Genomic DNA, 12,689 nt, shown 5'->3' with positions numbered 1-12,689 from the left:
AATTCGGCTGTGTCCGAGGGGGGACTTGAACCCCCACGCCCGATAAAGGGCACTAGCACCTCAAGCTAGCGCGTCTGCCATTCCGCCACCCGGACGGGGTGTGTGCTCCGGGGGTTTTTCTCTCGCCCCCTCGGCGACAGAGAGAACATTACCAGGGTTCTGGAGTGCTTCTCACCTGCGCTTCCTCCGGCCCGCGCCCCCGGGGCCGCCGGAGCCGCCCCGGGCCCCCGGCGGCTCCGGCGCACACGTTGGTACGGCTGGCGAACACGCTCGAACCGGGCCCGAAGCGATGGCGACCGCGAAGGAACCGGTCGACTCCGGTGCCGCCCGCGATCGGTTCCGGCCGGAAGCGGTCCGACACGGGCAAGTTGTCGACGGTGCCGCAGCTGTCGCGACCGCTCTCCTAGCCTCTGTGGACCGAGGGCGCCATGAGCGGATCGCCTGATTCCCGGGTCGCGGACGAAGGGCGGCTGGACGTGGAGCAGATCAGCGGGACGGCGGAGGCCGAACCGAGACGCGGCAGGCCGGGGGAGGGGCAGGGCGACGCGGTCGCGGCGCCCGGCGGTCCGGCGCGCGGCCCCGTCGAGGGGGTGTGGCGGTTCCCGGTGCCCGCGGCCGAGGCCTCGGTGCCGCGCACCAGGCACGCGGTGCGCGACCGCCTGCTGGCCCAGGGAATGGCCGGGGTGCGCTACCAGGAGCTGGTGGACGACCTGCTGCTGATCGTCTCGGAGCTGGTGAGCAATGCGGTGACGCACGCGGCCGAACTCTCGCCCGAGGTGGTCACCGAGCTGTCGGTGCGCGGCGGCTGGGTGCGGGTGTCGGTCGAGGACGGCGACCCGTACCGGCCGAAGGCGCTGGAGAACGACACGGGACGCACCGGCGGTCGCGGCCTGCTGCTGGTGAAGAGCGTCACGCTGCAGGCGGGCGGGGTGTGCGACGTCGAGCGGACCGGGGAGGGCGGCAAGGTCATCTGGGCCTCGCTGCCCGTCCCCCCGGACTCCGACCGCTGACCACCGGCCCGCCGGGGCGGGCGAGGCGACCGGAGCGCCTACCAGTCCCGTCCGGCGATCTCCCGGATCCCGGGCAGCGCAGCCTCGAAGACGGTCTCGAACCAGACCGAGAAGGGCCGCTCGGCCCGCAGCTCCCGCAGCTCCTGCGCCGTCACGAAGGCGAAGTCGTCCACCTCGTCCGGGTTCGGCCGGACCGGAGCGGTGACCAGTCCCACGAAGAGGTGGTTCCACTCCCGCTCGATCAGCCCGGAGGCCTCGTCCGGCAGGTCGTAGCGGACGGTGCCGGCCTCGCAGAGCAGCGCCGGTGCGACTCCCAGCTCCTCCGCGGTGCGCCGGGCGGCGGCGACGAAGGGCGGCTCGTCCGGGTACGGGTGGCCGCAGCAGGTGTTCGACCAGACGCCGGGGGAGTGGTACTTGCCCAGCGCCCGGCGCTGGAGCAGCAGGCGGCCCTGGCGGTCGAAGAGGAAGACCGAGAAGGCGCGGTGCAGGCGGCCCGGCTGCTGGTGGGCCCAGTGCTTCTCGGCGGTGCCGATCGTCACGCCCTCGTCGTCGACCAGTTCCAACAGGATCTCGGTAGCGGCGGCCGGGGCGGTCCGGGGGTCGGCCGACACATCGGTCTCCACGTCGAGACCGGTGTCGACCTCGGCGTCGAAATGGGTCGGCTCGGTCGGCAGACTCTGGGGCATGGGGCCTCTTTCCGGGGGCGGGAGCAACGGGAGCATCGGGTGCGTCCGGCGCACCGGGTGGCGCACGGCGGACGCAGCGGGGGCACCGGCGCCGGCGTCGGGCTCCAGTCTGCCGTATGGGTGGCACCGGGTAGGGGTCCCACGCACAACCGGGCGGATCATGACCCGGAGGAGAAGGAATTCGGGCAGAGAAGGGTCCCGGAAGCCCTCGTAAGGGTCATGATCGTCGCAGAATCGTTCGACGCTCGTTCGGGGGTCGTTCGAGCGCGCGGGCCCCGCCGGGGCCGGACGTCGGCCCGCTCCCCGGCGCCGTCCCCCGGTCACCCCTCCGTCACCGTCCGGTCTCCGGGCGCGTTCGGGCCGGTCGTCCACGTCGCCTACCATCACATACGACACGGTGCCCGGATCTGTGCCGGTACCGGCGCGCCGCTGCCCGGCCGGGTCGCACACCGGTCCGGCGAAGCGGCGCCGCCTTCCCTCGGCACGGCCCGCGCGCACAGCACGACGGATCAGGAGACCCCGCATGATCGGCCTCGTTCTGGCAGCCGGCGCCGGCCGCCGGCTGCGCCCGTACACCGACACCCTGCCCAAGGCGCTGGTGCCGGTCGACGGGGAGCGGACCGTCCTGGACCTCACCCTCGGCAACTTCGCCGAGGTCGGACTGCGCGAGGCCGCGATCGTCGTCGGCTACCGCAAGGAGGCGGTGTACGACCGCAAGGACGCCCTGGAGAGCAAGTACGGCGTCAAGCTCCACCTGGTCGAGAACGACAAGGCCGAGGAGTGGAACAACGCGTACTCGCTCTGGTGCGCCCGCGAGCTGTTCGGCGAGGGCCTGCTGCTGGCCAACGGCGACACCGTCCACCCCGCGTCCGTCCAGCGCACCATGCTGGAGGGCAACCGGCGCCTCCTCGACGACGGTGCCGCCCCCGGCATCCTGCTCGCCCTCGACACGGTGAAGAAGCTCGCCGACGAGGAGATGAAGGTCGTCGTCGACCCGGCCGCCGGGATGCGCCGCATCACCAAGCTGATGGACCCCTCCGAGGCGAGCGGCGAGTACATCGGCGTCACCGTGATCAACCCGTCCGCCGCCGCCGACCTCACCGACGCGCTGCGCGCCACCTACGAGCGCGACCCGCAGCTGTACTACGAGGACGGCTACCAGGAGATGGTCGACCGCGGCCTGCGGATCGACGTGCAGCCGATCGGCGAGGTCTCCTGGGTCGAGGTCGACAACCACGACGACCTGGCGAAGGCGCGGGAGATCGCGTGCCGGTACTGACCCGACTGGTCCCGTCGCCGCTGTTCGTGGAGATCCGCTCGGGCGCGCTGGACGCGCTCGGCGGGATCCTCGCGGACCAGCGGCTGTCGGCGTCGGGCCGGATCGCGGTGGCGATCAGCAACGGCTCCGGCGCCGCCATGCGCCGACGCCTGGAGCCGGCCCTGCCGGGCGCCGACTGGTACAACGTGGACGACGGCAGCCTGGACAGTGCGGTGCAGCTGGCCGAGGAGATGCGCGGCGGGCACTACGACGCGATCGTCGGCCTCGGCGGCGGCAAGATCATCGACGCCGCCAAGTACGCCGCCGCCCGGGTCGGGCTGCCGCTGGTCGCGGTCGCCACCAACCTGGCCCACGACGGCATCTGCTCGCCGGTCTCCACTCTCGACAACGACGCCGGCCGCGGCTCCTACGGGGTGCCCAGCCCGATCGGCATCATCGTCGACCTGGACGTGATCCGGCAGGCGCCGCCGCGCTTCGTGGCGGCCGGCATCGGCGACGTCGTCTCCAACATCTCGGCCTGCGCCGACTGGGAGTTGTCGCACGCGGTCACCGGCGAACCGGTGGACGGACTGGCCGTCGCGATGGCCCGCTCGGCGGGCGAGAACCTGCTGCGGCACCCAGGAAACACTCAGGATCAGGACCTCCTGACAGCGCTCGCCGAAGCCCTGGTACTGTCCGGCATCGCGATGAACATCGCGGGCAGCACCCGGCCCTCGTCGGGCGCCTGCCACGAGATCTCGCACGCCCTGGACGTGCTGTTCCCCAAGCGGTCCGCCCAGCACGGCGAGCAGGTCGGCCTCGGCGCCGCGTTCGCCAGCTTCCTGCGGGGCGAGCACGAGCTGACCGGTCTGATCGTGGAGCGCCTGGCGAGCCACGGACTGCCGGTGACCGCAGCTCAGATCGGCTTCACCGAGGCGGAGTTCACCGAAGCGGTGCACTACGCTCCGAACACCCGACCGGGGCGCTTCACCATCCTTGAACACCTCGACCTCTCCCCTTCCGCAATCAGGGACGCGTACGCCGACTATGTCCAAGCCGTCAACAGCTGACCCCTCCACCGCGGGCGCCGAACGGCCCCCGGTGGACCTGACCCGCCGGCCCTCCGTCGAGGAGCTGCGCGCGGTGATCCACCCGGAGGGCATGCTCCAGCGCCGCAGCGCCGAGCACTGGGCCGGGCGCCTGTACATGCGGAAGATCTCGCTGCGGATCACCCGCGTGCTCTCCACCATGACGGCGATCACGCCCAACGGCCTGACCTACCTGATGATGTTCACCGGCATCCTGGCCGGCCTCGCGCTGGTCGTGCCGGGCATCGCGGGCGCGGTCCTGGGCGCCCTGCTGATCCAGGTCTACCTGCTGCTGGACTGCGTGGACGGCGAGGTGGCCCGCTGGCGCCGGCAGACCTCGCTGACCGGCGTCTACCTGGACCGGGTCGGCCACTACATGTCCGAGGCGGCCCTGCTGACCGGCCTCGGCCTGCGCGCCACCGACCTGCTGCACCGCGAGGGCGGCGGCTCCCACTGGGAGTGGGCCTTCCTGGGCACGCTGGCCGCGCTCGGTGCGATCCTGATCAAGTCCGAGACGGACCTGGTGGACGTGGCCCGGGCCCGCAGCGGCCTGACGGCCGTCGAGGACAGCGCCTCGGTGCCGCGCTCGGCCACCGTCGCCAAGGCCCGCAAGGCGGCCTCCCTCCTGAAGTTCCACCGCCTGGTCGGTGCGGTCGAGGCCTCGCTGTTCATCCTCGCGGCCGGGATCGCCGACGCCGTGCACGGCGGGCTCTTCTTCACCCGGCTCGCGGTGGTCGTCCTGGCGGCGATCGCCATGCTGCAGACCGTGCTGCACCTGCTGAGCATCGTCCTGTCGAGCAGGCTGCGATGACCGGCCCGACCACCGCGGAGAGCTTCCGCCTCGGCGCCGTGATCATCACGATGGGCAACCGGCCCGCCGAGCTCAACGCCCTGATCGAGTCCGTCCGCGCCCAGGAGGGTCCCGCGGTCGAGCTGGCCGTGGTCGCCAACGGCGCCCCGCTGCCCCCGCTGCCGGAGGGCGTGCGCACCGTCGAGCTGCCGGAGAACCTCGGCATCCCGGGCGGCCGCAACGTCGGCATCGAGCTGTTCGGCCGGGACGGCGAGGACGTGGACGCCGTCCTCTTCCTGGACGACGACGGCCACCTGCCGCGCACCGACTCCGCCCGGCTGCTGCGCGAGGCGTTCGCCGCCGACCCGGAGCTGGGCATCGTGTCCTTCCGGATCGCCGACCCGGACACCGGGGTCACCCAGCGGCGGCACGTCCCCCGGCTGCGCGCCAGCGACCCGCTGCGCTCCTCCCGGGTGACCACCTTCCTGGGCGGCGCGAGCGCCGTGCGCTGCAAGGTGTTCGAGGAGGCCGGCCAGCTGCCCGCCGACTTCTTCTACGCCCACGAGGAGACCGACCTCGCGTGGCGCGCGGCGGACGCCGGCTGGGCCATCGACTACCGGGCGGACGTGGTGCTGCACCACCCCACGACCTCCCCGGGCCGGCACGCCACCTACTTCCACAACGTGGCCCGAAACCGGGTTTGGCTGGCGAGGCGGAACCTTCCGGCCCTGTTGGTGCCTCTCTATCTGGGAACCTGGCTTCTGCTCACCCTGGCCCGCCGCCCCTCCCCCGAGGCGCTGAAGGCCTGGTGGGGCGGATTCCGGGCGGGCTGGCGCGAACCCTGCGGTCCGCGACGGCCCATGCGATGGCGTACCGTTTGGCAACTGACCAGGCTGGGCCGACCACCGATCATCTGATCTGATCGAATGATCGATCGCTGCGGCCGGTGGCCACACACCGGCCGGCTCCCCCGAGATCCAGTGGATCCCCATCGGCGCCGCCGGCGGACCCCCGCCGACCGGCCGCCCCGAACGATCCCCGCGTGAAGGACGAATGTGTCGACAGTGAGTGAACCCGTCAGCCTCTCGACCCCCAGGGGGGTGGACGCGGGTCTGACCCCCAAGCAGCTTGCGGACAAGTACGGTCTGTCGGTGAGCGGCGCCCGGCCGGGTCTGTTCGCCTACACCAAGCAGCTCTGGGCCCGGCGCCACTTCATCTGGGCCTTCGCCACCGCCCGCCTGGTGGCCCAGTACACCGACGCCAAGCTCGGCCAGCTGTGGCAGGTCGTGACCCCGCTGCTCAACTGCGCGGTCTTCTACCTGGTCTTCGGCGTGATCCTGTCGAGCAAGGACGGCTTCCCGCCGGACACCTACATCGCCTGGCTCTGCATCGGCGTGTTCGTGTTCCAGTTCACCCAGAACGCGGTGCAGTCCGGCACCCGGGCGATCTCGGACAACCTCGGCCTGATCCGGGCGCTGCACTTCCCCCGCGCCAGCCTGCCGATCGCCTTCACCGTGATCCAGCTCCAGCAGCTGCTGATCTCGATGGTCGTCCTGGTCGTGACCGTCCTGGCCAGCGGCATCGCCCCGGGCAAGACCTGGCTGCTGATCGTCCCGGCGCTGATCCTGCAGACCCTGTTCAACACCGGCATCTCCCTGATCATGGCCCGGATCGGCGCCAAGACCAGCGACATCTCCCAGCTGATCCCGTTCGTGATGCGCGCGTGGATGTTCCTGTCCGGCGTGATGTTCAGCATCCAGGACCGCGTCCACAAGTGGCCGCACTACATCCAGGTGCTCTGCAACATCAACCCGGCCTCGGTCTACATGGACCTGCTGCGGCACGCCTTCGCGCCGATCATCTACAACCCGCACCAGAACCCCCACCAGTCCCTGCCGCCGCACCAGTGGGTGTACGGCCTCGCCTGGGGCGTCGGGATGTTCGTCATCGGATACGTCTTCTTCTGGAAGGCCGAGGAGGAGTACGGCCGTGGCTGACGTCGACCTGAGCAAGAACGACAACGTCCGGGACACGGACGTGGCCCGCGAGCCCACCGTCGTCGTCGACGACGTGCACATCGTCTACCGGGTGCACGGCGCCGGCTCCGGCAAGGGCAGTGCCACCTCGGCCCTGAGCCGCATCCTCAGCCGCAGGCGCGCCGCCGGCGTGCGCGAGGTGCACGCGGTCAAGGGCATCAGCTTCACCGCGTACAAGGGTGAGGCGATCGGCCTGATCGGCTCCAACGGCTCCGGCAAGTCGACCATGCTGGCCGCCATCGCGGGCCTGCTGCCGACCGAGAAGGGCGGCATCTACACCAACGGCCAGCCCTCGCTGCTGGGCGTCAACGCCGCGCTGATGAACGAGCTCACCGGCGAGCGCAACGTCGTCCTGGGCTGCCTGGCGATGGGGATGTCCCCGGCCGACGTCCGGGCGCGCTACCAGGACATCGTCGAGTTCTCCGGCATCAACGACAAGGGCGACTTCATCTCCCTGCCGATGCGCACCTACTCGTCCGGCATGGGCGCCCGCCTGCGCTTCTCGATCGCCGCGGCGAAGACCCACGACGTGCTGCTGATCGACGAGGCCCTGGCCACCGGTGACCAGGCCTTCCAGCAGCGCAGCAAGCGGCGCATCGACGAGCTGCGCGGGTCCGCCGGTACGGTCTTCCTGGTCAGCCACGACAACAACTCGATCCGCGAGGTCTGCGAGCGGACCATCTGGATCGAGGCCGGCGAGCTGATCATGGACGGCCCGACCGACGAGGTCGTCGGCCGCTACGAGCGCGGCGAGCGCCCGTAGCACCGTGCGCCCCGCGGTGCCCGGCTGAGCCACCCGCGCCACCAGGGCCGGTTCCGGAACCTCCGGGACCGGCCCTGCGGCGTGCCCCGCCGGTGCCCCGGGTGGCCGCCGCCGCGGGGGTGAGCGCCCCGGTCCGCGGGCGGGGCGCTCTTCTCCGGCGCGCCCCGGGGTGTCAGGCTGGTAGTCGCGGGGGCACTGTGCCGTACGTGACGCCCGCGCTCGGACGCGTGTCCGAGTCGGGCCGGTGGTACCCAGCGGTGTAGAACGGGGGAGTGACAGCAGTGTCGGCTTCGGCCCAGCCCAGTGATACGCCGGTGAACCGTTCCGCAGGTCAGACCCTGGAGAAGGCGGGGGCCGAGAACTTCCCGGTCGCCCCGTTCTTCCTGCCCGCGGCCTGGCGCGACGACCTGATGGCGGTGTACGGCTTCGCCCGCCTCGTCGACGACGCCGGCGACGGCGACCTGGCCGACCCGGCCGCCACCGCCCGCGTGCTCGGGGTCGAGCGGATGCCCCCGGTCACCCCTTCGGAGCAGTCCGGCCCGCCGACCGCGCACGAGGTCGCCTTCCGCCTCGCCCTGCTCGACGGGCTGGAGCACGACCTCGACCGGGTCTTCGAGAAGGCGCTGCACCCCTCCGGCGCCGAGACCCCCCGCCACCCGCTGATGCGGGCCCTCGTCCCGCTGGTCGACCGGCACGGCCTGACCCCCGAGCCGTTCCGCCGTCTGATCGAGGCCAACCGGGTGGACCAGACCACCGCCCGCTACGCCACGTACGACGACCTGATCGGCTACTGCACCCTCTCCGCCGACCCCGTCGGCCGCCTCGTCCTGGCCATCGCGGGCGTCTCCACCCCCGAGCGGATCGAACTCTCCGACGCCGTCTGCAGCGCCCTCCAGGTGGTCGAACACCTGCAGGACGTGGCCGAGGACCTGCGCCACGGCCGGATCTACCTCCCCGCCGAGGACATGGAACGCTTCGGCGTGACCGAGGCCGACCTCGCCGCCCCCTCCGCCGACGGCGCGGTGCGGGAGCTGATCGCCTTCGAGGCGGAGCGGGCCCGCACCCTGCTCGATCACGGCGCACCATTGGTAGGTACGGTTCGGGGGAGGCTTCGACTGCTCCTGGCGGGATTCACCGCCGGCGGGTACGCGGCCCTGGCGGCCGTGGAGGACGCCGGGTACGACGTGCTCGCCCGGCAGGCGAAGCCGGACAAGCGCCGCCTCGCAGTGAAGGCGGCGGCCATCTTCGCGAAGGGAAGGTGAACGCCCGAGTGGCGGCATCACCACTGGCGTCGGCCCAGGTCATGGCGGCGTACCGGTACTGCGAGGCAGTCACCGGTCTGCAGGCGCGCAACTTCAGCTACGGCATCCGGCTGCTGCCCGAACCCAAGCGGCTGGCCATGTCGGCCCTGTACGCCCTGGCCCGCCGGGTGGACGACATCGGCGACGGCGACCTCCCGTCCGACCGGAAGGCCGAGGCGCTGCTGCGCACCCGGGAACTGGTGGACGAGGTCCGTTCCGGGGTGGTCGCCGAGGACGACACCGACCCGATCAAGGTCGCCCTGGCCGACACGGCCCGGCGCTTCCCGGTCCCGCTCGGCGGCTTCGACGAGCTGATCGACGGTGTCGAGATGGACCTCAAGGGCGCCGAGTACCAGACGTACGAGGAGCTGAAGGTCTACTGCCGCTGCGTCGCGGGGGCGATCGGCCGGCTCTCGCTGGGCGTCTACGGCTGCGACGACCCCGAGCTCGGGGCGCGCTACGCGGACACCCTGGGCCTGGCGCTGCAGCTCACCAACATCCTGCGCGACCTGCGCGAGGACGCCCTGAACGGCCGCACCTACCTGCCCACCGAGGACCTCGTCCGGTTCGGCTGCGAGCAGGGCTTCGCGCTGCCCAAGCCGCCGGTCGGCGCGAACTTCACCGGCCTGGTGGCCTTCGAGGCCGCCCGTGCCCAGGCCGCCTTCGAGGAGGGCCTGCGGCTGCTGCCGATGCTCGACCGCCGCAGCCGCGCCTGCACCGCCGCCATGGCCGGGATCTACCACCGGCTGCTCGGCCGGATCGCCGCCGATCCCGAGTCGGTGCTGCGCGGCCGGGTCTCGCTGCCGGGCTGGGAGAAGGCGTACGTGGCGCTTTCCGGGCTCGCCGGGGGGCGTTCTTGATTCTCGCCACCGTTCTGTCACGCTGTGTCAGCGGGGAATCACGTGCGGGCAGTTCCGTGTTGACCGAACGAGTACCGGCTTCAGCGACCGCCTCCCGGCGGTCCAGCGACTGCGAGGGGGAGGGCCGATGACCGGGCGAGCCGATGCCGCGCGCCCGGCCGCCATCGTGGTCGGCGGCGGTCTGGCCGGGATCACCGCGGCGCTGCGCCTGGCCGAGGCCGGTCACCGGGTCACCCTCGCCGAGGGCCGCCCCCGGCTCGGCGGCCTGGCGTTCTCCTTCCGGCGCGGCGAGCTCACCGTCGACAACGGCCAGCACGTCTACCTGCGCTGCTGCACCGCCTACCGCGGCCTGCTGGAGCGGCTCGGCGCCACCCGCCTGGTCCACCTGCAGGACCGCCTCGACGTTCCGGTGCTCTCCGTCACCGGCCCCGACGACGCCCCCGTGCGCACCCTCGGCCGGCTGCGGCGGGCCGGCCTGCCCGTCCCGCTGCACCTGGCCGCCAGCCTCGCCCGCTACCCGCACCTGTCCCCGGCCGACCGCGCCCGGGTGGTCCGCGGCGCGCTCGCGCTGAAGGGCCTGGACCTCGCCGACCCGGCGCTGGACCGGATCTCCTTCGGCGAGTGGCTGCGCGACAACGGGCAGAACGCCGCCACCCAGGCGGCCCTGTGGGATCTGGTCGGCGTCGCCACCCTGAACGGGCGGGCCGACCAGGTGTCGATGGCGCTCGCGGCGAAGGTGTTCCAGACCGGTCTGCTGTCCGACCCCGGCGCCGCCGACATCGGCATCGCCGCGGCCCCGCTGGGCGCGATCCACCACGACCGGGCGCTCGCCGAGCTGGAGCGCGCCGGCGTGACGGTGCTGCTGCGCGCCCGGGTGGCCGAGCTCAAGCCGGCCGCGCCGCAGCACGCCGTCCGCCTGGAGGGCGGTGAGCTGCTCACCGCCGACACCGTCGTCCTGGCCGGAGCCCAGGACAGCGCGGCCGCCCTGCTGCCGCCGAACGCCGTCCCGGGCCAGGAACGGCTCGCCGGGTTCGGCACCACGCCGATCCTCAACGTGCACGTGATCTACGACCGCAAGCTGCTGCGCCGGCCGTTCTTCGCCGCCCTCGGCTCCCCGGTCCAGTGGGTCTTCGACCGCACCGCGCACTCCGGCCTGGCCGCCACCGAGCTCGGCCGGGCCCACCCGGGCGCCCAGTACCTGGCGCTCTCGCAGTCCGCCGTGGAGGACGAGATCGACCTGCCGGTGGCCGAGCTGCGCAGCCGCTACCTGCCCGAGCTGGAACGGCTGCTGCCGGCCGCGGCCGGGGCCCGGGTGCTCGACTTCTTCGTCACCCGCGAGCGCACCGCGACCTTCGACCCGGCTCCGGGCAGCGCAGCGCTGCGCCCGTCGGCCCGCACCGGGGTGCCCGGCCTGCTGCTGGCCGGCTCGTGGACGGCCACCGGCTGGCCCGCGACCATGGAGGGCGCCGTGCGCAGCGGCCACGCCGCCGCCGACGCCGCGCTCGCCGCCGTCGGCGCCAGGGTGCCGGTGGACCACGGCGACGGGAGGTGGCCCAGGTGACGGCGGGCCGCGCCGCCGGAGAGCCCGCCAGAGCCGACGGGCGTACCGTCGTGCGCATCGACGGAATCGACGGAATCGACGGAATCGACGGAACCGGCGGAACAGGCGCCGTCGCCCGGAGCGGCCGGACCGGGGCCTCCGGCACCTGCGTCACCGCCACCGGCACCATACGAATCGACACCAGCCGCACCGACAGCACCCGGCCGCCCCGTGCGGTCGGGCACCAGGGAGAGGGAACGCACGTGGAGTCACGCACCGGCTTCGCCGTCGGAGGCACGGCGCACGCCGAACCGGTCTCGGTGCCGGAGCTGCTCGCTCGCAGCCGTACGCTCTGCACCCCGCCGCTACGGGCCGCCGTCGCCCGTTTGGCCGCACCGATGGACACCGTCGCGGCCTACCACTTCGGCTGGATCGACCGGGACGGCACACCGGTCACGGGCGACGGCGGCAAGGCCGTGCGCCCGGCGCTGGCCCTGCTGTCCGCGCAGGCCACCGGTGCGGCGGCCGAGGCGGGGGTGCCCGGCGGGGTCGCTGTTGAACTGGTGCACAACTTCTCCCTGCTCCATGATGATCTGATGGACGGTGACGAGACCCGACGGCACCGGGCGACCGCCTGGACGGTCTTCGGGCCGGCCCAGGCGATCCTGGTCGGCGACGCCCTGGCGACGCTCGGCACGGAGGTGCTGCTCGATGCCGCGGTGACGGGCGGCGCGAGCCCCACCGACGCCGCGCGGGCCGTCCGGCTGCTCACCACGGCGACCCGCCGGCTGATCGACGGCCAGGCGCGGGATGTCGCCTTCGAACAGCGCGACACCGTGACCGTCGCGGAGTGCCTGGAGATGGAGGGCGGAAAGACGGCGGCCCTGCTGGCCGCCGCCTCGGCGATCGGCGCCGTCCTGGCCGGGGCCGACGACAAGGTCTCCGACTCCCTCCAGCGCTACGGCCACCACCTGGGGCTGGCCTTCCAGGCGGTGGACGACCTGCTCGGCATCTGGGGCGCCACCGAGGTCACCGGCAAGCCGCACTGGGGAGACCTGCGCCAGCGCAAGAAGTCCCTGCCGGTCGCCGCCGCACTGGCCGAGGGCGGTCCGGCCTCGCGCCGGCTCGCCGAGCAGCTGGCCGACCCGAAGGGGCGCGGGGAGGAGAGCGAGCCCGAGCTCGCCGCCCGGGCCGCGCTGATCGAGGAGGCCGGCGGCCGCGCCTGGACCCAGGAGGAGGCCCGCCGCCAGCACACGACTGCCCTCGCCGCCCTGGACGAGGTGCCCATGTCCGACGAGGTGCGCGAGCACTTCGTCGCACTCGCCGAATTCGTGGTGGTACGAGAGAGGTGACGTTA

The 12,689-nt window shown here is 72.8% G+C and carries 12 protein-coding genes and 1 tRNA gene; 11 read left to right on the top strand and 2 right to left on the bottom strand.

Translation table 11 applies throughout. The features are described from left to right. Positions 1–10: 10 nt before the first annotated feature. A tRNA-Leu gene (locus ACIGG8_RS39530) sits at positions 11–95 on the bottom strand. A 333-nt stretch (positions 96–428) separates the two neighbouring features. On the opposite strand from ACIGG8_RS39530, the gene ACIGG8_RS39525 reads away from it, so the two are divergent. Beyond that, positions 429–1,010: an ATP-binding protein gene (locus tag ACIGG8_RS39525; RefSeq protein WP_396553420.1), complete on the top strand. Its 582-nt coding sequence runs from the start codon at positions 429–431 to the stop codon at positions 1,008–1,010. Between the two features lie 38 nt (positions 1,011–1,048). Here the strand turns inward: ACIGG8_RS39525 and idi are convergent, their stop codons facing one another. After that, complete coding sequence (gene idi, locus ACIGG8_RS39520) at positions 1,049–1,696, bottom strand: isopentenyl-diphosphate Delta-isomerase (protein WP_396553419.1); 648 nt, start codon at positions 1,694–1,696, stop codon at positions 1,049–1,051. 523 nt (positions 1,697–2,219) lie between these two features. On the opposite strand from idi, the gene ACIGG8_RS39515 reads away from it, so the two are divergent. The 10 genes from ACIGG8_RS39515 (at position 2,220) to ACIGG8_RS39470 (ending at position 12,684) form a co-directional block, all read left to right on the top strand. Continuing rightward, positions 2,220–2,975 carry a phosphocholine cytidylyltransferase family protein gene (locus ACIGG8_RS39515; protein WP_350524220.1) on the top strand — a complete coding sequence of 252 codons (756 nt, stop codon included), beginning with the start codon at positions 2,220–2,222 and terminating at the stop codon, positions 2,973–2,975. Continuing rightward, positions 2,963–4,024 (top strand): iron-containing alcohol dehydrogenase family protein, encoded by a 1,062-nt coding sequence (locus tag ACIGG8_RS39510; RefSeq protein WP_396553418.1) that lies wholly within the window; start codon positions 2,963–2,965, stop codon positions 4,022–4,024. Before ACIGG8_RS39515 ends, ACIGG8_RS39510 begins: the two co-directional genes overlap by 13 nt. Before the next feature lie 91 nt (positions 4,025–4,115). Further along, entirely contained in the window at positions 4,116–4,853 is a 738-nt protein-coding gene (locus ACIGG8_RS39505; RefSeq protein WP_350524276.1) for a CDP-alcohol phosphatidyltransferase family protein, read from the top strand. Next, on the top strand, positions 4,850–5,749 hold the full coding sequence (locus ACIGG8_RS39500) for a glycosyltransferase family 2 protein (protein ID WP_396553417.1): 900 nt from the start codon (positions 4,850–4,852) through the stop codon (positions 5,747–5,749). The genes ACIGG8_RS39505 and ACIGG8_RS39500 overlap by 4 nt, the downstream gene beginning before the upstream one ends. 138 nt (positions 5,750–5,887) lie before the next feature. Continuing rightward, the gene (locus tag ACIGG8_RS39495; protein ID WP_396553416.1) at positions 5,888–6,829 is read left to right on the top strand and encodes an ABC transporter permease; all 942 of its coding nucleotides are present in this window, start codon (positions 5,888–5,890) and stop codon (positions 6,827–6,829) included. Then, positions 6,822–7,631 carry an ABC transporter ATP-binding protein gene (locus ACIGG8_RS39490; protein ID WP_396553415.1) on the top strand — a complete coding sequence of 270 codons (810 nt, stop codon included), beginning with the start codon at positions 6,822–6,824 and terminating at the stop codon, positions 7,629–7,631. Before ACIGG8_RS39495 ends, ACIGG8_RS39490 begins: the two co-directional genes overlap by 8 nt. 314 nt (positions 7,632–7,945) lie before the next feature. After that, on the top strand, positions 7,946–8,893 hold the full coding sequence (hpnC, locus tag ACIGG8_RS39485) for a squalene synthase HpnC (RefSeq protein WP_350524225.1): 948 nt from the start codon (positions 7,946–7,948) through the stop codon (positions 8,891–8,893). 41 nt (positions 8,894–8,934) lie between these two features. Then, positions 8,935–9,792: a presqualene diphosphate synthase HpnD gene (gene hpnD, locus ACIGG8_RS39480; protein ID WP_396553423.1), complete on the top strand. Its 858-nt coding sequence runs from the start codon at positions 8,935–8,937 to the stop codon at positions 9,790–9,792. 127 nt (positions 9,793–9,919) lie between these two features. Further along, the gene (hpnE, locus tag ACIGG8_RS39475) at positions 9,920–11,353 is read left to right on the top strand and encodes a hydroxysqualene dehydroxylase HpnE (RefSeq protein WP_396553414.1); all 1,434 of its coding nucleotides are present in this window, start codon (positions 9,920–9,922) and stop codon (positions 11,351–11,353) included. A 242-nt stretch (positions 11,354–11,595) separates the two neighbouring features. Continuing rightward, entirely contained in the window at positions 11,596–12,684 is a 1,089-nt protein-coding gene (locus ACIGG8_RS39470) for a polyprenyl synthetase family protein (protein WP_396553413.1), read from the top strand. The last annotated feature ends 5 nt before the right edge of the window (positions 12,685–12,689 follow it).

The sequence above is a fragment of the Kitasatospora sp. NPDC085464 genome (assembly GCF_044541955.1).
Classification (GTDB): Bacteria; Actinomycetota; Actinomycetes; order Streptomycetales; family Streptomycetaceae; genus Kitasatospora.
This window is presented reverse-complemented; position numbering and strand designations above follow the sequence as displayed.